Below are 20,372 nucleotides of genomic sequence, written 5' to 3' on the forward strand. Positions count from 1 at the left end.
CGGAGGATTTAAGTCTTAAAACAATTAAGAACTACTCAAATGGGGACAAACTGGAGAAGGATTCTAATTATGAAGAGGATAGTGAATTGGCAACTATTTATTCAAAAAAATTAGATAAAAATATCATTTCATATGAAACCAATAAAGGGACAAACAGTATTACCTATAATGTAGAATATAATAGTAACAAAACTAGTTATACTTATGTTTACAATAAAGCAGGTAATTTGATAAGAATAGAGCAGAATGGTGTTATTAAAATTGAATATGAATATGATGGTCATGGTAGACTAATAAGGGAGGTGAACCGTCCGGGTTATGTAGAATATGAATATTATTATACAAAAAATGGAAATATCAATGCATACAAATCGTATTACATTGATATAAACGGAAAAAGATTAGCTTCTCCAAACCAGACGACATATACATATAGTAATGTGTGGACAGATAGAATGGTACAATATGGAAATAGTGAAATAAAGTATGATAATGCGGGAAATCCACTTACATATGTCGGCGGACAAAAATTTTCATGGACAAGAGGGCGATTGTTAAGTACATTTACAGATTCAAAAGGTAATATAACAAAGTACCAGTATGATGATGCTGATAACAGAATTTTAAAGGAAAACGATAAAGTTCGTTCAGAGTATGAGTGGGATGATACTAAATTAGTATATGAAAAAACAAAGGATAAGAATACAGGAAAAGTTTATGAACTTTATTATATGTATGATGAAGCGGATGAATGTATTGGGTTTATGTATGGATATAACGATGAGAACAATAATCCAATAATGGATACTGTTTATTTTGAAAAAAGTATGCAGGGTGATATAATTGGACTAATAAACTCAGATGGAAAGAGTATTGCTAAATATACATATGATGCATGGGGAAATATTGTTTATATGACAATTTCCGGAGGAAATCAGTTAGCATATAAACTTAATCATTTTAAATATAGAGGATATTATCAAGATGATGAAAGTGATATGTATTATTTAAAGAACAGGTATTACTCTCCAACTACAAAAAGGTTTATTAATCCTGACACAGCGGACAATTTTGGATATTCGGAATCAGTGTTCTCGTATAATTTATATGTGTATTGTGACAATAATCCGATAAGTTATGCAGATAAGAATGGAGATTGGTTTTATAATTTAAAGGCATTAAAGAAATATTTAAAGAGTAATAATATAACAAAAAAACAAAAAAAAGAATTAAAGAAACTTTACAAGTATTCAAAAAAGAACCATACACGCAACATGAATTTATTAAAGAATTACAGAAAGAAGAAAGGATACAGTGGAAACTATACTTATAAAAAATTTATAAATGGTCAAGGTTTAAGTCCGTGGAATAAAATGTGGTATGGAAATGTTGAAGGAAAAAGAACAGTGGGAAAGAATGGATGCGGACCTATTGCTATGTATAATATGTTTAAGGATATAAATCAATGGGAATCTTTACCTGATATAATTTCAATAATGGAAATTAATGAAATGAACGCAGATGGTGGAGGAACAAAAAGTGCAAAAATAAATGAAATGTTAAACTATTATAACGTAAAATATTTATCATATAGTTATGATAATTATAAAGCACAGTACAAAAGTAAGGCGGCTAGATTCATTATGAATATCGTGGGTAATGATGGAAAATGGGCACATCTGGTTTATGTAATAAAAAAGAAAAACGAGGTTTATGTATATAATGCATTTAATGAGACGAATAAACCAAAGAAGTATAAGGTTTTGTCTGAGTATTTACAGAAATCAGATGCAAATGTTGGCTCTATGTACATAATAAAGTAAAATTGGTTGAATTTTGTATATATGTCACCATATGATTTGGCTAAAAATAAAGAACAAATTCATATGGTGACATAGGAATGTAATTATAACATAAGGCACTTAGTTTTATTAAGGAGGATTAGTTAGATGAAAAAGGAAATATTTAAAAAAAATTTAAAGGTAGTATTGGCTTTATTACTTACGATTGCAATTTTAACAAATAGTGTTGAGTTAATTAATGCAGAAGAAAGTAATTTAGCTACAAGTCAGCCGGAAAATACTGACACTTATGTAGAAAATGTAGAACCCGTCAAGCCGGTTATTACCTTAAAGAGAAAAAATAAGAAGGTTACGGTTACTATAAAAAACTGGCAGGAAAATACCAGATATCAGGTTTACGTGAAGAAAAGGGGTAAATACAAACAGATTAAGACAATTAAAAAAAATAAATATTCCTTTAAATTTGATAAAAGAAAATTATGCAGGGTAAAAGTAAGGGCAGCGAAAAAAGTAAATGGCAAAACCGTATTTAGTGACTTTGCCAAGAAAACATTAGATTATGGGTTGACTAATGCTGATAACTGGTCTGATGCATATAAGGTTATGCATAAATACCTGAAAAACAATAACCAATATATGGGGCGAAAAGGAATAAGATGTTTTTATTTATTGGAACTTAAAGGGGAATGTTTTATTAAGGTGAGGGATTATGATGAACCTGGTATAGGTAATGGTAATCTGTATCGGCTAGAGTACATAAGAAAAACAGTAAATCATAACACGAAGGTTCATCGAAGCTATAATGTAAAATTCGAGATGAGATGCGATTATGAAGTATTTGCCTTGTACGGAAAAATGCTTATCATGAAAAATGGGAAAATGATTTTAAAGATTAAATCCGGAAAGCTTATAAATAAAAAACTGAAGATACGAAAAAGATATAGAATAGTATTGAAGGAGTTAGATGAAAACAGCAAGCTATTCTATTAATTAGCTGGCAAGAGAGAGCAAATTCATATGGTGATGTAGGGAGGGCATTACGGTACAAGTGAGTTGAATAGGAGGATTAGTTTTATGAAAAAAGGAATATTAAAGACAATACTAGTATTATTGCTCACAATCTCAACATTGTTGGACAATGTGCAGCCAATTTATGCGGTAGAAAACAACCAGAACACAAGTCAGCCGGAAAACACTGACACTTATGCAGAAAATGTAGAACCTGTCAAGCCGGTTATTACCTTAAAGAGAAAAAATAAGAAGGTTACGGTTACTATAAAAAACTGGCAGGAAAATACCAGATATCAGGTTTACGTGAAGAAAAGGGGTAAATACAAACAGATTAAGACAATTAAAAAAAATAAATATTCCTTTAAATTTGATAAAAGAAAATTATGCAGGGTAAAAGTAAGGACAGTAAAAAAAGTAGATGGAAAAACCGTATTCAGTGACTTTGCCAAGAAAACATTAGATTATGGGTTGACTAATGCTGATAACTGGTCTGATGCATATAAGGTTATGCATAAATACCTGAAAAACAATAACCAATATATGGGGCGAAAAGGAATAAAAAACTTTTATTTGTATGGAGATCATAATATGTGCTTTCTTACAGTTAAAAATAATTATGATACTACAGGTGTTGGACATCCATACCTGTTGGAATACATTAAAAAAGTAGTAAATCACGATCCGAAAATTCGTCAAAATTACAGTGTAAGGTTTGTAATGCGTGGGGATACAGTATCATATGGAATGTACGGAAAAATGCTTATTATGAAAAACGGAAAAATAATTTTGAAAGTCAAATCCGGAAAGCTTGTGAATAAAAAACTGAAGATACGAAAAAGATACAAAATAGTATTAAAACAGTTAGATGAGAATAGCAAGATTGATATTTATAACTAATAAATGATAACCTCAGGGGAATTTCACAAGAGAAATTCCCCGATTTTATGCCTATTGTAAGGAATGGTGGGCTATGATATAATCGTAAGAATGAGCAACAAAAAGAAAAAAACAGAAAGAGGATAGTTAAATGCCTAAAGTATCAGTGATAATACCAACATATAATGTTGAACCATATTTAGTAGAATGCATGGAGAGCATTACAAGACAGACATTAAAGGATATAGAAATCATTTGTATTAACGATGGTTCTACAGATGGTTCATTAAAAATTCTTCAGGAATATGCAGCAAAAGATGACAGAATTAAAATAGTAGATAAAGAAAACGGCGGATATGGAATAGGAATGAATATCGGCCTTGATATGGCTACAGGAGAGTATATAGGAATATTAGAGCCGGATGATTACGTGGCAATCACTATGTATGAAGATTTATACAAGGTGGCAAAGGACAATGACCTTGACTTTGTAAAGGCGGATTTCTACCGTTTCCAGAGGGGTGAAACAGGAAATATGTATCTGGTGTATAATCACCTTTCAAAGAATCCGGAGGATTATAATAAGTTATTTAATCCAAGTGAAACTCCGGAGGCACTTCTTTACATTATGAATACGTGGAGTGGAATTTATAAAAGAGACTTTATTGAAAAATACGGTATCAGACATAATGAAACTCCGGGAGCGTCCTTCCAGGACAATGGATTCTGGTTCCAGACTTTTGTATACGGAAAGCGTGCTATGATTATAGATACGCCTTACTATAGAAACAGGAGAGATAACCCTAATTCATCAGTTAAAAATCCTGAAAAGGTTTATTGCATGAATGTTGAGTATGACCATATCAGAGACATTCTTATGAAGGATGAGGAAATATGGGAAAGATTCAAATATATGTACAGCGTAAAGAAACTTCACAACTATTTTGCCACAATTAGAAGAATTAGTGATGAGTTTAAAGAAGAGTACATTGGAAGAATAAGTGAGGAATTTAAGCGGGCGCAGGTTAAAGGCGAACTGAAAGAAGAAGTTTTTGACGAAAAACTTTGGAAACAGTTACAGCTTCTTATGGCATCACCAAAGAAGTTCTATCATGAGTTTGTTATTGAACCACAAATCAGGGCAAATGCAAATCCTGATGAGGATATGAGAAGAGAATTAGATGACATAAAAAATTCTACTACTTATAAGGTAGGAAAGGCATTAATGTATTTGCCTTGCCACGTTAAGGAACTCATTAAAAGAGGTAAATAAATGGATAATATTAAGGTTTCGGTTATTCTGCCGGTATATAATGGAGAAAAATATATAAAAAAATGCATGGAGTCTCTTATTAGTCAGACTTTAAAAGAAATAGAGATTATATGTGTTGACGACGGCTCCGTTGATGGAACATTGGAAGCTTTAAAGGAATATGAGAATTTAGACAATGTTACGGTTATTACACAGGAAAATGCAGGTGCCGGAGCTGCCAGAAATAAAGGAATTTCATATGCTAAAGGTGAGTATCTTTCATTTTTAGATGCAGATGATATTTTTGAAAAAGATATGCTGGAAGTGGCATATAATAAGGCTGTAGAAGATAAGGCAGATATGGTGGTATTTAATTCTGACCAGTATTACGAGGAAACGCAAGAGTACAAAAAGGCTGACTGGACTTTAAGATATGCAAAGATACCTCCATACACACCTTTTAAGCACAGACAAATGACAGACAATGTTTTTAAGGTTTTTGTAGGCTGGGCATGGGACAAGCTGTTCCTAAAGGAATTTGTGGACAGATATGCCTTAAAATTTCAGGAGCAGAGAACCAGTAATGATATGTTTTTTGTGTTTATGGCAACGGTGCTTTCCAACAGAATTACTGTTGTACCAAAGGACAAAGTTTTGGTTCATCAGCGGAGAAACAATGCAGTTTCCCTGTCTAATACAAGAGAAAAATCATGGCAGTGTTTCCATGAGGCTCTTAAAAAACTGAAACAGGGACTTGTGGAACATGGCATATACAAAGAAGTGGAGCAGGATTATATAAATTACGCACTTCACTTTAGTTTGTGGAATCTTAATACAGTTTCCAAAACAGTATATGATGATATGCTTAATAAATTAAAAAATGAATGGTTTACGGAGTTTGGAATTACAGGCAAGCAGGAATCATATTTCTATAACAAAAAAGAATATAATCAATATATGAAATTAATTTCAGAATAAATGAATTATACCTGAATGCAGGAGGATTTTAAGTAACAAATGAAGGAAAATATAAAGGTTTCTGTTATTATACCTATGTATAATGCCAGAGAACATGTAAGGGAATGTCTTGACAGTTTAACAAATCAAACATTAAAAGAGATAGAAATTATATGTGTTAATGATGGTTCCACAGATGATACTCAAAGTATTTTAGAAGAGTATGCCAAAAAAGATGAAAGAATAGTTATTTTAAATCAGGGAAATTTATATGCAGGAGTTGCAAGAAACAATGGAATGAATCACGCATCAGGTGAGTATCTTATCTTTTTAGATGCAGATGACTTTTTCAAACCTGAAATGCTTGAAAAAATGTACAACAAGGCGGTTTCCCATAAGGCAGATATCTGTATTTGTAGCGTTATTGCATATAGCGAAAGGGATAAAGAATATAGAGAGTCCAATCATTATTTAAGAGAAGACCTTCTGCCGGAAAATGTTCCTTTTTCACCTAGAGATGAAGAAATAAGGGACAGTCTTTTTCAGATGACTATTCCTGCACCATGGAATAAATTATTTAAAAAATCCTTTATTAATCAGGAAGGAATCACCTTTGACACCCTAAAAAGGGCTAATGATTTATATTTTTCATATCTGGCAATGGCAGTTGCTGAAAGAATTACCGTTGTAAGTGACAAGCTTGTAAACTACAGGGTAGATTTGGAAAGCAGTCTTCAGGGAACCAATAAGGGTGGAACTTTGGAGTTTTTTACCGCTTTAAACCATCTGAAAAATGAACTGGAAAAAAGAGATTTATGGGAAATATTTGAAAAAACATATATAAACAGGGCTCTTAATACATGTCTTTTTAATTTAAACAAATGTGGTACAAAACAGGCATATGTAAGAGTATATAACAAGTTAAAATACAATATTTTTTATACTTTAGGAATCCTTGAACACTCAAAGTCGTATTTTTATGTTAAAAATCAATTCTCCATGATGGCAAGAATTGTTGAAAGAAAAGCAGAGGATTTGTGGGAAATCCTGCAACAGGAGGCTTTAGCCCAAGTTAAGCTGGCGCCTTATGTGAATTTGGAGGAGTGGACAAGACCTGAAATTACTGAAAGTAACTTTAAATACAAGGTATCTGTAATTATACCGGTATACAATGTGGAACAATATATTGGTGAATGTTTAGATTCCGTTATTAATCAGACGCTAAAAGAAATAGAAATTATATGTGTCAACGACGGTACACCTGATAATTCAGTGGAAATAGTAAAGAAATATCAGGAAAGAGATTCACGAATTAAGCTTATAAATAAAGAAAACGGCGGGTTATCTTCTGCCAGAAATGCAGGGATTAAGGCTGCAACAGGAGAATATATCCTGTTTTTAGATAGTGACGACACCTTGGATAAACAGACGTTAGAGTATCTTTATTATGAATGTAGAAAAGACAATTTAGATCAGATGTTCTTTACTACTAAGGAACTGGAAAATTGTGATGGTACAACAATCAGGGACGATCAGTATATAAGAAAATATGATTATTCAGGAATTTTCACAGGACCTGAAATATTTGGAAAATGGGTGGATAATGCAGAGTTTAAGCCTTCTGCATGTCTTCAGATAAATAGAACTGAGTTTTTAAGGCAAAACAATCTGGTATTTAAAGAGGGAATTATTCACGAGGATAATCTTTTTACCATACAGTGTCTGTATTTTTCTAAAAGGGTAAGATATGCAAATGCAAGATTTTACATTAGAAGGGTAAGGGAAGATTCCATAATGACAGGAACCCAGAACTTCAAACATTCCCTGCACTTGTACTATATTATTATGGAACTTGAGAAGTTTGCCTTTAAGGAAAATGTTAAGCAAAACAAAAACTATTATGACTCTCTTTTAGTTCAGATGGAAAGAATATTAAAGGTGGCTGCGGACTATATAAAGGACTCTGATGAAGAGGAATTAAGGCAGTATATTTATTCCCTTAATGAAGAGGAAGGCATTAATTTCTACAGCTGTGTTGGAATTTTGTCAGAACTTAGAAATTCAAACCGTGAGCTGTCAAAACGTGCCAGAAACATGGAAGAAGACTACAGAGTTTCAAGGTTTAGAAATTACATGCAAGGCAAGAAAAAAGAGAAGGAAATAAATGCCGTAAAAGAAAGCTTCCGGAAAAACAGTGAAATGCAGATATCTTACATTAAAAATTCTGCAACTTTCAAAATGGGAAAAGCAATTACCTTTCTTCCGCGGAATATAAAGAAATTGTTTAAAAGAAATTAGCGAGGCTTATATATGGGAGTTTTTCGGGATAAAATAAAGAAAATATCTTTTGTTACAAAAGTATATCGCAATATAAGTGGTGCAGATAAGCGAGAAATAATGGCATTGCTTAAGGAAAATCTCGCTGCTCAGGAAGAAAACCGGAAACTTGTTGAAAGGGTAATTTCACAGCAGAAGCTAATTAAGGAAAAATTGGCACAAAGTGAAACAATCCGTGAAGATGTTATAAATGAAGTGACAGATTTAAATAGGGAAGCGGAAACAAAAATCACTAAACTGGTAAAAAATGCGGAGCAAAATTTGACAAAATCTGTTGACAAGATTTGGAAGAATTATTATGCTGAACTTGTACGCCGTGATTACTGGAAGGTTAAACCTGAAGAAATAAAACGCATGGCAGGAGACAGAAAAATCTGGATTATAAAATGTCCTGCACCGGATAGCAATGCAAAGGCAGGCTGGGGGGATTTTTATTTCGCCAATTCATTAGCTAAAAATCTTGAAAAATTAGGAATATATCCGGTGGTGGATTTGTACGAAGATTGGTCTTGCGAATTAATGGCAGATTGTGTTATAGTTCTCAGAGGCTTGAAGAAATATCATCCTGACAGAAGAAATGCAAAATGCAGGTACATTATGTGGAACATTAGTCATCCGGATAATATAAGTAAGGATGAATATGAATTATACGATGCAGTGTGCATTGGTTCAAGATATTATGCAGACAAGCTTAAGGAAGAATTAAGTGTGCCTGTTTATTCTTTGGAACAGTGTACAGACACGGATTTATTTTATCCTGAGGCATCAGACAAAAAGCATAATTACATTTTTGTGGGAAACTCCAGAGGAGTTCCAAGGGAATGTGTAATGTGGTCAGTGGATATGAGACTTCCTATAGAAATATGGGGAGGCGGCTGGGAGCCGTTTTTAGGAAAGGATTGCCCGAATGTGGTTGGGATAAATGTTCCAAACGACAGACTTCCTGACTTATACAGAACGTCTTACGCCACCATTAATGATCACTGGGATGATATGTTAAAATATCAGTTTATTAATAACAGGATTTTTGATTCAGTAGCCTGTGGACTTCCTGTTATAACGGATTATTGCGAAGATTTGTATAAAATCTTTGGCGACAACATTCTTTATTACAGAAATGAAGAGGAATTCAGACAATGTATTTTAAAACTTGAGGATAATTATCATGAAATAAAGAAAAATACATTATCAATGTGGGATATGATAAAGAAGGAATATTCTTTTGAAGCCCGGGCAAAACAACTTTTAGATATTGTAAAAAATAATTAATGACAATATAAATTATTTAAAAAATTAGGAGGACTACATGAGTAAATACGATTATCTTATAGTAGGAGCAGGACTGTTTGGAGCAGTTTTTGCCAATGAAGCAACAAAGGCAGGAAAAAAGTGTCTCGTAATTGACAAGAGAGACCATATTGCAGGAAATATTTACTGCGAAAAAATTGAAGGTATAAATGTTCACAAATACGGAGCACATATCTTCCACACCAGCAACAAGAATACATGGAATTATGTAAACCAGTTCGCTGAATTTAATAATTACATTAATTCACCTGTTGCCGTATACAAGGATGAGTTATATAACCTTCCTTTCAACATGAACACGTTTAGCAAAATGTGGAATATTAAGACACCTAAGGAAGCTCAGGCTATTATTGAGGAGCAGAAGGCTGACTTAAATATTACAGAGCCTAAAAACTTAGAGGAACAGGCACTTTCATTAGTTGGTAAGGACATTTACCAGAAGCTTATTAAAGGTTACACAGAGAAGCAGTGGGGAAGAGACTGTACAGAACTTCCTTCATTTATTATTAAGCGTCTTCCACTTAGATTTACCTTTGATAACAACTATTTCAATGACAGATTCCAGGGAATCCCTATGGGTGGATACACACCTATCGTTGAAAAGATGTTAGAGGGTAGCGAAGTAATGCTTAACACAGATTACTTCGAGTTTATTAAGGATAATGCTGATATTGCAGACAAAGTTGTATATACAGGTATGATTGATGAATACTTTGGATTTAAGTTAGGCCATCTTGAGTACAGAACAGTAAGATTTGAGACTGAAGTTCTTGATGAGGAAAACTATCAGGGAAATGCAGTTGTAAACTACACTGAAAGAGAAGTTCCTTACACAAGAATTATTGAACATAAGCATTTTGAATACGGAAAACAGCCAAAGACTGTTATTTCAAGAGAGTATTCTTCAGAATGGAAGCCGGGCATTGAGCCTTACTATCCTATTAACGATGAAAAGAACGGAAACCTTTTTGCTCAGTACAAGGAATTAGCTGATAAGGAAGAAAATGTTATTTTCGGCGGAAGACTTGGAAATTACAAGTATTATGACATGGATAAGGTAATTGAAGCTGCATTAGAATGTGCTAAGGAAGAGTTAGCATAGATTGAATAAATAATACTAAACTAACTACGTAGAAAATTGCAGGTTATAGATGTAACCTGTAATTTTTTATATTACAGGTTTTATAATTGGGATAATTCCTAATTTAAAATAAATAAAAAAGAAAGAAAGGGTAAAAATTATGAAAGGAAGATTATTAAAAGTTACCAGCGGCATTTTAGCCGTAGTTATGAGTTTTTCCTGTATTGGCAGGATTAATTTGCCGGTTGTGGCAGAGGAACACACAGCACACATTATTGAGGCAGGGGATTCCTATGAAGGAAATCCATTAAAGGGGATGTTCCCTTTTAGTGAGAGTAATGTGGCAATTCCACATAGTTTGGAATGGTTTTATATGCCTGTAAAGGATGTACAGACAGGAATGAATGAGTTTGACTGGAGCAAATTTGAAAAGAAATTACAGGAAACAGCATCAAGAGGACATCAGGCAATTGTAAGATTTTATTACGATTATCCGGGGGAAGAAACCGGTGTACCACAGTTTTTAATAGATGGTGGTCTTAATATGAGATATTACAATGAGCCGGGAGATTTAGGAGGAGCAGGATATTGTCCTGATTACGAAAATAAAACATTTAGACAGTCTATGAAAAATTTTATTGAAGATTTTGGTAAAAAGTACGATGGTGACGGAAGACTGGGATTTATAACTCTTGGACTTTTAGGATTTTGGGGGGAATGGCATAATTGGCCGTTTAATGGCTCAGATTCCACTAAGGCCAACTGGAGTATATCAACTACTGTCTACAAGGAAGTTTTAGATGCATTTGATAACAGCTTTAATAAAACGCAGTTAGTTGTAAGGGAGCCAAAAGATGGAATTGATTTTAGCAAATATGATGTAGGATATCATGATGATTCCTTTGGATACGCTACATTGTCAAAGGCAAATGGCGGTCAGTCATGGAGTTTTTGGCAGAAAGTAAAAAATGGAAAAGATCAGAATAAGTGGATGACCAATTGCATTGGAGGAGAGGTGTACCCTCCAAGTCAAAATGTAATATTTTCAGGAGTCACACCGGAAAAAGGGGGATTTCAGGACTTTGACAAATGTATTGAAGAAACCCATGCATCATGGATGATTTGTGCAGCAATAAGAAAGTATAGTGGAGTTACATTAGAAAATGCCAGAAAGGCATCTGTGAAAATGGGATATGACTTAAGGGTTTCTAAGGCTTATTATGACAATATAACTACAACGTCGCCTTTATATCTTAAGGTTGATATAAAAAATATTGGTGTGGCACCATTTTATTATAATCATGAATTGTGGCCGGTGGAAATTGGAATTAAAAAGGGAGATAGTGTTGTAAAAACATGGCGCACTACATGGGATTTGTGCGATATTGCAGCAGATGGAAAGGATTATTCTTTTGAGGATGTTATAAATAATCCGGACTTAGAAGCAGGTGACTATTCTATAGGAATTAAGGTTATAAATCCCGTGGAAAATGGCAATATTTTAGGATTTGCCAACAAAAATCAGGGAGCAGACGGGTGGCTTAATCTTGGAGATATACGCGTTACCGAAAAAGGCAGTGAAAAGGAAACATCCACATCTAAATTGCCGGAAGAAACTACTGTAAAGCCACAGGAAACAACTACAAATAATCAGGAAACCACAACTGTAAACAGACCAGAGGAAACTACAACAGCCGTACTGTCCATTTCAGCGACGGAAAATGATGAAAATATAAGCTGCCACATAGAAAACAGTAGTGGATGCACATATTCACAATTATACATAGATGCCGATAATAATATTAACACAGGATATAAGAAGGAAAATGCAGGTTTTGAATACATGGTGGAAAATGGAGTACTATATTACCATGCTTCAAATGACAGTGATTGGGGATGGAGTGAAGTTTCAGGTGCCGGTATCAAAGTTACTAAAACTGAAAATGAAATGGAAATTAACATAAGTAAGGATAGTCTTGGAAGCATATCAGAAGGCGCAAAAGTATGGTTCAAGGCACTAGATGCATCATGGAATGTTATGTCAACTACAACTGTGGAAGAAATTCAAAAGAATTTATCAGATAAAATTGTTATATCAGATGATATGGAAATTAACGGCTATCAGATAAGTACAACTCTTGGAGGAATGAGAACGGTATATTCATTAAATGACACCGTAGAGGGACAGGAGGTATCAGAGGTAGGTTTAATATATGGATTAGGAGAAAAAGAAAATATTGCTTCTGATATGTTTGCAAAAACAGACAGCAACAAGGTTTATGTCTCAAAAGGTACAGAAGAAGTAGGAAGATTTTCTAATGCATTTAGCAAATCACGAAGCTACGCAATGACAGTGCTATTTGCAACAGATATGGTAGAAGAATTTACTACAAACTATTGTGTTCGGGCATATGCAAAACTTAAGGATGGGACATATGCATACACAAATGTTTATCAGTACAATGTATATGATATAGCAGATAAACTGTATCAGGGTAAGCAAATGAACAACTATAATGCCCATAATTACTTATATGAGAATATTCTAAAAAAAGTAAAAAAAGATTATGAAATAATAGATTACGATTGGAGCGCAACTGTTACAAAATAAAACTGGTATTATAAATATGACGAAAATTGACTATACAGAAAATACCAGAATGTGAATATAATAAACCCCACAAGTACATATGAGAGGAGTATTCACAATGAAAACAAACAGTGTAACAGAAAAAACGTTTGGAAGAGAGCAGATTATTCGCATTGTTATAGCAGCAATCGCCATAGCATTAACTTATGTGTTTACGGCTTTTGTAAACATTACATTGCCTATTGCAATAAATGGTGGTCTTATTCACCTTGGAAACGTGCCGCTTTTCCTTTTCGCAATTTTATTTGGTAAAAAAGTAGGAGCATTAGCCGGAGGTATTGGAATGGGATTGTTTGATTTATTATCCCCTTGGGCTATATGGGCACCTTTTACATTAGTAATTGTTGGATTAATGGGATTTGTAGTAGGTCTTATTTCAGAAAAGAAAAAAGGCTTCGGCTGGAGCGTATTTGCAATGCTTATGGCATTGATAATTAAAATAGTAGGATATTATTTTGCAGAAGTAATTATTTATGGGAACTGGGTTGCACCGTTTACATCAATACCCGGAAACATTATTCAGGTATTTGTTGCAGCAGTAATAGTTATGATAGTTATTGAGCCATTAAAGAAAGCTAAAAATTCATTAATGCCTCAGTAGGATTGGAGAATAAATGTACAAAATAATGACACCGGGGCCTACACAGGTAAAGGAAAATGTCAGAATGGCAAGAAGCCTTGAGTGTACAAATCCGGATTTAGATGAAGGTTTTGTTGAATTTTATAAAGAAACCTGTGAACTTATAAGCAGTCTTTTAGGAACAAAAAACGAGACCCTTATATTAGACGGTGAAGGTATTTTAGGATTAGAGGCAGCTTGTGCCTCCATGACTGAGCCGGGAGATAAGGTTTTAGTTCTAGACAATGGCATTTACGGAAAAGGATTTGCAGATTTTGTGTCCATGTATGGTGGAAAGCCGGAGCTTTACACAGTAGATTACAAAAACACTATTGACGTGGCACAGTTAGAGGGATACCTTGAAAATCATCATGATTATAAGTACGCAACGGTGGTTCATTGTGACACCCCTAGCGGAATGTTAAATGATATTTCAAAAATCTGTCCTTTATTAAAGAAATACGGAATAATGACAGTTGTGGATTCAGTTTCAGCAATGTTTGGAGAGCCTGTAAATGTAGATGAATTTAAAATTGATATTTTATGTGGAGGTTCCCAGAAGGCAGTTTCCGCACCTCCGGGACTTACATTTGTTGTGGTAAGTGATGATGCCAAAAAAGCAATAGATAACAGAAAAACACCTATAGCATCATTTTATGCTAACTTAAAGGTGTTTGAGGGATATTACGAAGCAAAATGGTTCCCATATACCATGCCAATAAGTGATATTTATGGACTTAGGGCAGCCTTTGACAACATAAAGGCAGACACCGAAATGCTTAAGAGACATGAGGTAATTGCTAATGCCTGCAGAAAAGCCATAACAGAAGCAGGTTTAAAGCTTCACTTAGAGTCAGGTTTTTCAAATACCGTTACAGTATTTGATGTGCCAAAGGAAACTACAGCCGGTGACATTTTAAAAGTAATGAGAGAAGATTACAACATTATGCTGGCAGGTTCCTTTGATGAACTGGCAGGACAGGTAATCCGTATCGGACACATGGGCTCAAATGCCAATTTAGATGACATGAAGGAAACAATGGATGCATTAAATGAAACACTAATTAAACTTGGTGTGGATTTAAAGGGCAACATTGGAGAAATATTTAAAGCAAATATTTAATTTAATATAATTTTATGATACCGGTTTGGTTTGGAAGGTGATTTGCAATAGTCAATGAAAAACGGAACCGGTATTTTATTTTAAAATGACAGCAATTGAGGTATACTAGCCATGGAATAAAATTAAAGGAAAAATTCATGGGTAATAGAAATATATTAAAATTATTGTTATCGTTTTTGAAAATAGGTTTGTTTACTTTTGGTGGCGGATATGCCATGATTCCGTTAATACAGCGGGAAATGGTTGAAAAGCACCAATGGATTACTTCTGACGAATTATTGGAAATGGTGGCAATTTCAGAAAGCACACCGGGGCCTATTGCAGTAAATATTGCAACTTTTGTGGGATACAGAGTAGGGGGAGTCTTAGGTAGCTTTTGTGCTACTGTGGGAGTAATTCTTCCGGCTTTCTTTATTATAGTGGTGATTTCCCTGGCAATTAAAAAGTTTGAAAACCTCAAGATGGTACGTTACGGGTTTATGGGAATCCGGGCGGGAGTTTTGGCACTTATATGTAAGGCATTAGTAAGTATGTACCGGGAATGTGGCAAAAATCCATTTTCATATATTGTAATGGCAGCAACTTTTATTTTAGTGGCTTTTCTTAATGTTAATGTTTTGACGGTTTTAATTATGTGTGCCGGGGCAGGACTTATCTATTATTCAGTAATAAGGGGGAAGACTAAATGACGCTATTAATAAAACTCTTTATTACTTTTTTTAAAATCGGACTTTTCACCTTTGGGGGTGGATATGCCATGCTTCCAATGATTCAGGAGCAGGTTCAGACCAACGGATGGATTACGTCTCGGGAATTAGTTGATTTTATTGCTGTAAGCGAAAGTACACCGGGACCTTTTGCCATTAATATTTCAACATATATAGGTATGGAAAAAGCAGGAATACCGGGAGCTTTGTGTGCCACTGTAGGTGTGGCATTACCGTCGTTTTTAATAATCATATTTGTGGCTAAATGTTATGAAAAGTTTAAAACAAGCACAGTAGTAAAGGGATGTATGACAGGGTTAAAGCCGGGAGTAATAGGACTGATAGCAGCTGCGGTAGTATCTGTGGCAACCACAGTATTTTTCCCTGACGGCATTAAAAAAGCGGTGATGCAAACTCCGGAAATATATATTTCAGCAGCAGTATTTTTTATTATGTGCTTTTTGGCTTTTAAGAAAAAACATCCTATATTAATCATATGCTTTTCAGCGGTAATTGGGATTGCAGCAGGGAATTTCTTTGGACTGTAATTCATTAGAGGTAATGCAGATTCGTTAATTATGAAAGTTGACGCAACTTTTTGTGCAATGCTATAATTGATAAAAATATAATAGGTTATTTGGAAGGAGCAGGACAAATGGTAGAAAAAGTTACAGACACCATATTAAATGTTGGAGTTAATGATTATGATATAAAGATTTTTGAAAATCAGTATATGTTAGAAAAGGGAATGGCATATAATTCATATGTTATTTTAGATGAAAAAGTGGCAGTGATGGATACTGTGGATGAGCATGTAACGGAAGAGTGGCTTGTCAAAGTGGATGAGGCATTGCTGGGAAGAAGTGTTGACTATCTTGTAGTGCAGCATATGGAACCGGATCATTCAGGCAGTATAATGGCATTGGTTAATAAATTCCCTAATATGAAAATAGTTGGAAATGCAAAAACTTTTCAGATGATAAATCAGTTCTTCCATGTGGATTTAGGAGACAAAAAAGTGGTTGTAGCTGAGGGAGATACATTGGAACTGGGAAAACATACTCTTAGCTTTGTAATGGCACCTATGGTTCACTGGCCGGAGGTTATGGTTACATATGATAGTGCTGAAAAGGTTCTTTTTAGTGCAGACGCCTTTGGAAAATTTGGCACCAGGGATGCAGATGAGGACTGGACATGCGAGGCAAGAAGATATTTCTTTAATATTGTTGGTAAATATGGTGCACAGGTTCAAATGCTTCTGAAAAAATTAGCAGGCGTTTCAGTGGAAAAAATATGTGCCCTTCATGGACCTGTATTAACTGAAAACCTTGAATATTATATTGGAAAATATGATATTTGGAGCAAATATGAGCCGGAAGATAAAGGGGTATTCATAGCCTATGCATCTATACATGGAAACACAGCCAAGGCAGCAGAAAAATTAAAAGAAATGTTAGAGGAAAAAGGTTGTGAAAAAGTTGCAATATGTGACCTGTGCAATGAGGACATTCACGAAGCAATAGAGGATGCATTCAGATATGACAGAATAGTACTGGCTGCCTCAACTTATGATGGTGGAGTTTTCCAGCCAATGGAGACATTTTTAAATATACTTAAATCGAAAAATTATCAGAAAAGAACAGTGGCTATTATGGAAAATGGCTCCTGGGCACCAATGGCAGCAAGAGCAATGAAGGCATCTCTTGAAACCATGAAACAGATAGAAATTCTAGAACCGGTTGTTTCAATTAAATCTGCAATGAATGATGAAAATGTAGAGCAGATGAAAAAAGTAGTAAAAGAACTTGTGAATTTATAAAATTAAGATTCAACTAAGATTTAATTGATTTTCTAAACTTTCACTTGAAATAATTAAGCTTCGATGTTAATATTTTAAGTGAACAAGGACGTTCGACATATGATATATGTGTCGGGTGTCCTTTTTTGCATTGAGAATCTTATCAGCCTACCCCCTAACAAAGGCTGACAAATAGGAATTTTGGTGCCAAGACTGAAAAATATATATTTAACGGAGGTATTATTTATGAACACAGGGGATACAGGATTTATGATTATCTGTGCGGCATTTGTATTTTTTATGACGCCGGGACTTGCTTTTTTCTATGGAGGACTTGTTAGAAGAAAAAATGTTGTAAACACTATGATGGTATGCGTAGCCATAATGGGATTATCAGTTTTTATGTGGACTTTATTCGGATATTCTTTAGCATTTGGTGGAAACCACGGCGGAATTATAGGAGATTTCAGATGGTTTGGACTAGAAAATGTAGGCATGGAGGCGGGGCCTTACGCCGATACAATTCCTCATCTTGTATTTTGTGCATTCCAGATGATGTTTGCAATGATTACGCCGGCACTTATAACCGGAGCTTTAGTAGGAAGAATGAAATTTAAGGCATTGTTTATATTTATTGCCTTATGGTCAATAGTTGTTTACTATCCATTGGCACATATGGTATGGGGCGAAGGCGGACTTTTGGCAGAAATAGGTTCCGTGGATTTCGCAGGAGGAGATGTTGTACATATAAGTTCAGGTGTCAGCGCTCTTGTTTTGGCAATTATTTTAGGAAGACGAAAAGGATATGAAAGAGTAACATATCGTATTCACAATATACCTTTTGTAGTTTTAGGAGCTACAATTTTATGGTTTGGCTGGTTCGGATTTAATGCAGGAAGTGCCTTAGGGGCAAACGGATTAGCTGCCCACGCTTTTATGACTTCAGCAATTTCTTCAGCAACAGCACTGTTGGCGTGGATGCTTCTTGATGTTATAAATGATAAAAAGACAACCTTAGTTGGCGCTTCTACAGGTTTGGTTTTAGGGCTTGTGGCAATTACACCGGGAGCCGGATTTGTTCCAATCTGGTCATCATTTATTATAGGTGCCTTAGTCAGCCCGATATGCTATTACGGAGTAATTCTGGTTAAGAAAATAATTAAAATAGATGATGCTCTTGATGCTTTTGGCTGTCACGGAATTGGCGGTATCTGGGGCGGAATAGCAACCGGAATATTTGGAAAAAGTTCAATTAACAGTGTGGCAAAATGGGATGGCCTGGTTTTTGGCGACTGGCGTTTATTTGCAGCCCAGATAGAAGGAATAGCTATAACAATTTTAATTGCAGTTGTAGGAACGCTGATTTGCGTAGGCATTGTCAGAATCTTCACACCTTTAAGAGTAACTCTTAGGGAGGAACAAATCGGACTTGATATTACACAGCACGGAGAAAGTGCTTACCCTACATTTAACGGAATGGATCAGTAGAATTTTAAAATAATAAATAACCTATATGGAGGTAATCATTATGATGATTAAAATAGAAGCAATTGTCAGGGAAGAAAAGTTTGAAGACGTAAAAAATGCTTTGGCAGACATTAATGTAAACGGACTTACGGTTTCTCAGGTTATGGGATGTGGAATCCAAAGAGGATATAAGGAAATAGTCCGTGGTATGGAGGTTGACATTCAGATGCAGCCAAAAATTAAATTTGAGATTGTAGTATCTTCTGAGGAATGGGCAGATAAAACCATAGCTGCAATTAAAAAGGCAGCGTATACCGGTGAAGTGGGAGATGGTAAAATTTTTAGCTATGAGATAAGAAGTGTTGACAAAATCCGTACAGGTGAGACAGGATATGCCGCAATTCAGCAGCAGGAATAAGACTTCAAGTAAAACTTAACCTTTTTCGCTTCTTGCCTAAAATATACAATAATGTTATAATTCAAAAATGTAAAAACTAAACTATGTAAGCCAATTAGAAAGGAGCAGGATGATGAGTGATTATGTAATCAGCTGTTGCTCAACTGCAGATTTATCAGCAGAGCATTTTGAAGAGAGAAACATTAATTATGTTTGTTTTAAATACGAATTAGATGGCGTAAGCCACTATGATGATTTAGGCAAAACAATGCCTTTTGACAAGTTTTATCAGGCTATGGCAGACGGAGCGGAAACAAAGACATCACAGGTTAATGCAGACGAATATGAAAAATATTTCAGAAAGTTTTTAGAAGATGGAAAAGATATTTTGCATCTTTGCCTTTCATCAGGAATTTCAGGCTCAATTAATTCAGCAATGATTGCAAAGTCAGCATTAGAGGAGGAATTTCCTGACAGAAAGATATATGTATTAGACTCCTTAGCAGCATCGTCAGGCTTCGGACTTCTTATGGATAAAGTGGCAGACCTAAGAGATGAGGGGATGTCAATTGATGAATTAAAGGATTGGGTAGAGGCAAATAAGAGAAGGGTAAATCACTGGTTTTTCTCTACTGACCTTACATTCTACATAAAAGGTGGAAGAGTTTCAAAAACGGCAGGATTTTTCGGAGGAATCCTTGGAATATGCCCGCTGTTAAACGTTGATTTAAACGGTAAGCTTATTCCGAGAGCCAAAGTAAAGGGAAAAAGAAAAGTAATAAAAGAAATAGTTGCCAGAATGGAAGAATTAGCAGAGGATGGGTATGACTATTCACAGAAATGCTATATTTCCAATTCTGCATGTTTAGAAGACGCACAGGCAGTAGCAGCCCTTGTTGAAGAAAAATTCCCTAAGCTTAACGGAAAAGTGGAAATTAACAGTATTGGAACTACTATTGGAAGCCATACCGGTCCCGGAACAGTAGC

17 protein-coding genes are annotated in these 20,372 nt (G+C 34.8%); all 17 read left to right on the forward strand.

Annotated elements, in window-relative coordinates; all coding sequences use genetic code 11:
* On the forward strand, positions 1-1,823 hold a 1,823-nt coding region (locus tag Q5O30_RS02945), incomplete at its 5' end, for an RHS repeat-associated core domain-containing protein (RefSeq protein WP_302674546.1).
* 126 nt (positions 1,824-1,949) lie between these two features.
* Positions 1,950-2,792, forward strand: coding sequence for a hypothetical protein (locus Q5O30_RS02950; protein WP_021952270.1), 843 nt, complete (start codon positions 1,950-1,952; stop codon positions 2,790-2,792).
* Positions 2,793-2,876: 84 nt separating this feature from the next.
* Positions 2,877-3,710 (forward strand): hypothetical protein, encoded by an 834-nt coding sequence (locus Q5O30_RS02955; protein ID WP_021952271.1) that lies wholly within the window; start codon positions 2,877-2,879, stop codon positions 3,708-3,710.
* A 130-nt stretch (positions 3,711-3,840) separates the two neighbouring features.
* Complete coding sequence (locus tag Q5O30_RS02960; protein WP_021952272.1) at positions 3,841-4,962, forward strand: glycosyltransferase; 1,122 nt, start codon at positions 3,841-3,843, stop codon at positions 4,960-4,962.
* Positions 4,963-5,919: a glycosyltransferase family 2 protein gene (locus Q5O30_RS02965; RefSeq protein WP_021952273.1), complete on the forward strand. Its 957-nt coding sequence runs from the start codon at positions 4,963-4,965 to the stop codon at positions 5,917-5,919.
* Positions 5,920-5,958: 39 nt separating this feature from the next.
* Positions 5,959-8,196: a glycosyltransferase gene (locus Q5O30_RS02970; RefSeq protein WP_021952274.1), complete on the forward strand. Its 2,238-nt coding sequence runs from the start codon at positions 5,959-5,961 to the stop codon at positions 8,194-8,196.
* A gap of 12 nt (positions 8,197-8,208) precedes the next feature.
* On the forward strand, positions 8,209-9,504 hold the full coding sequence (locus tag Q5O30_RS02975) for a glycosyltransferase (protein ID WP_021952275.1): 1,296 nt from the start codon (positions 8,209-8,211) through the stop codon (positions 9,502-9,504).
* Between the two features lie 37 nt (positions 9,505-9,541).
* The gene (gene glf / locus Q5O30_RS02980; RefSeq protein ID WP_021952276.1) at positions 9,542-10,645 is read left to right on the forward strand and encodes a UDP-galactopyranose mutase; all 1,104 of its coding nucleotides are present in this window, start codon (positions 9,542-9,544) and stop codon (positions 10,643-10,645) included.
* A gap of 139 nt (positions 10,646-10,784) precedes the next feature.
* Positions 10,785-13,235 carry a hypothetical protein gene (locus Q5O30_RS02985; protein ID WP_021952277.1) on the forward strand — a complete coding sequence of 817 codons (2,451 nt, stop codon included), beginning with the start codon at positions 10,785-10,787 and terminating at the stop codon, positions 13,233-13,235.
* Positions 13,236-13,332: 97 nt separating this feature from the next.
* Positions 13,333-13,875, forward strand: a complete 543-nt coding sequence (locus Q5O30_RS02990; RefSeq protein WP_021952278.1) for an ECF transporter S component — start codon at positions 13,333-13,335, stop codon at positions 13,873-13,875.
* A gap of 13 nt (positions 13,876-13,888) precedes the next feature.
* Complete coding sequence (locus tag Q5O30_RS02995) at positions 13,889-15,016, forward strand: alanine--glyoxylate aminotransferase family protein (RefSeq protein WP_021952279.1); 1,128 nt, start codon at positions 13,889-13,891, stop codon at positions 15,014-15,016.
* Between the two features lie 137 nt (positions 15,017-15,153).
* Positions 15,154-15,705 (forward strand): chromate transporter, encoded by a 552-nt coding sequence (locus Q5O30_RS03000; protein WP_021952280.1) that lies wholly within the window; start codon positions 15,154-15,156, stop codon positions 15,703-15,705.
* Positions 15,702-16,271: a chromate transporter gene (locus Q5O30_RS03005; protein ID WP_021952281.1), complete on the forward strand. Its 570-nt coding sequence runs from the start codon at positions 15,702-15,704 to the stop codon at positions 16,269-16,271. Before Q5O30_RS03000 ends, Q5O30_RS03005 begins: the two co-directional genes overlap by 4 nt.
* A 107-nt stretch (positions 16,272-16,378) precedes the next feature.
* A complete protein-coding gene (locus Q5O30_RS03010) occupies positions 16,379-17,542 on the forward strand; it encodes an FprA family A-type flavoprotein (protein WP_021952282.1) in 1,164 nt (387 codons plus the stop codon).
* Between the two features lie 225 nt (positions 17,543-17,767).
* A complete protein-coding gene (locus Q5O30_RS03015) occupies positions 17,768-19,009 on the forward strand; it encodes an ammonium transporter (RefSeq protein WP_021952283.1) in 1,242 nt (413 codons plus the stop codon).
* A 40-nt stretch (positions 19,010-19,049) separates the two neighbouring features.
* A complete protein-coding gene (locus tag Q5O30_RS03020) occupies positions 19,050-19,406 on the forward strand; it encodes a P-II family nitrogen regulator (RefSeq protein ID WP_021952284.1) in 357 nt (118 codons plus the stop codon).
* A gap of 112 nt (positions 19,407-19,518) precedes the next feature.
* Positions 19,519-20,372, forward strand: an 854-nt coding sequence (locus Q5O30_RS03025; RefSeq protein WP_302674547.1) for a DegV family protein, incomplete at its 3' end; no start/stop codon positions are given.

It is taken from the genome of Eubacterium sp. CAG:161, assembly GCF_000432355.1.
Lineage (GTDB): Bacteria > Bacillota > Clostridia > Lachnospirales > Lachnospiraceae > Eubacterium_G > Eubacterium_G segne.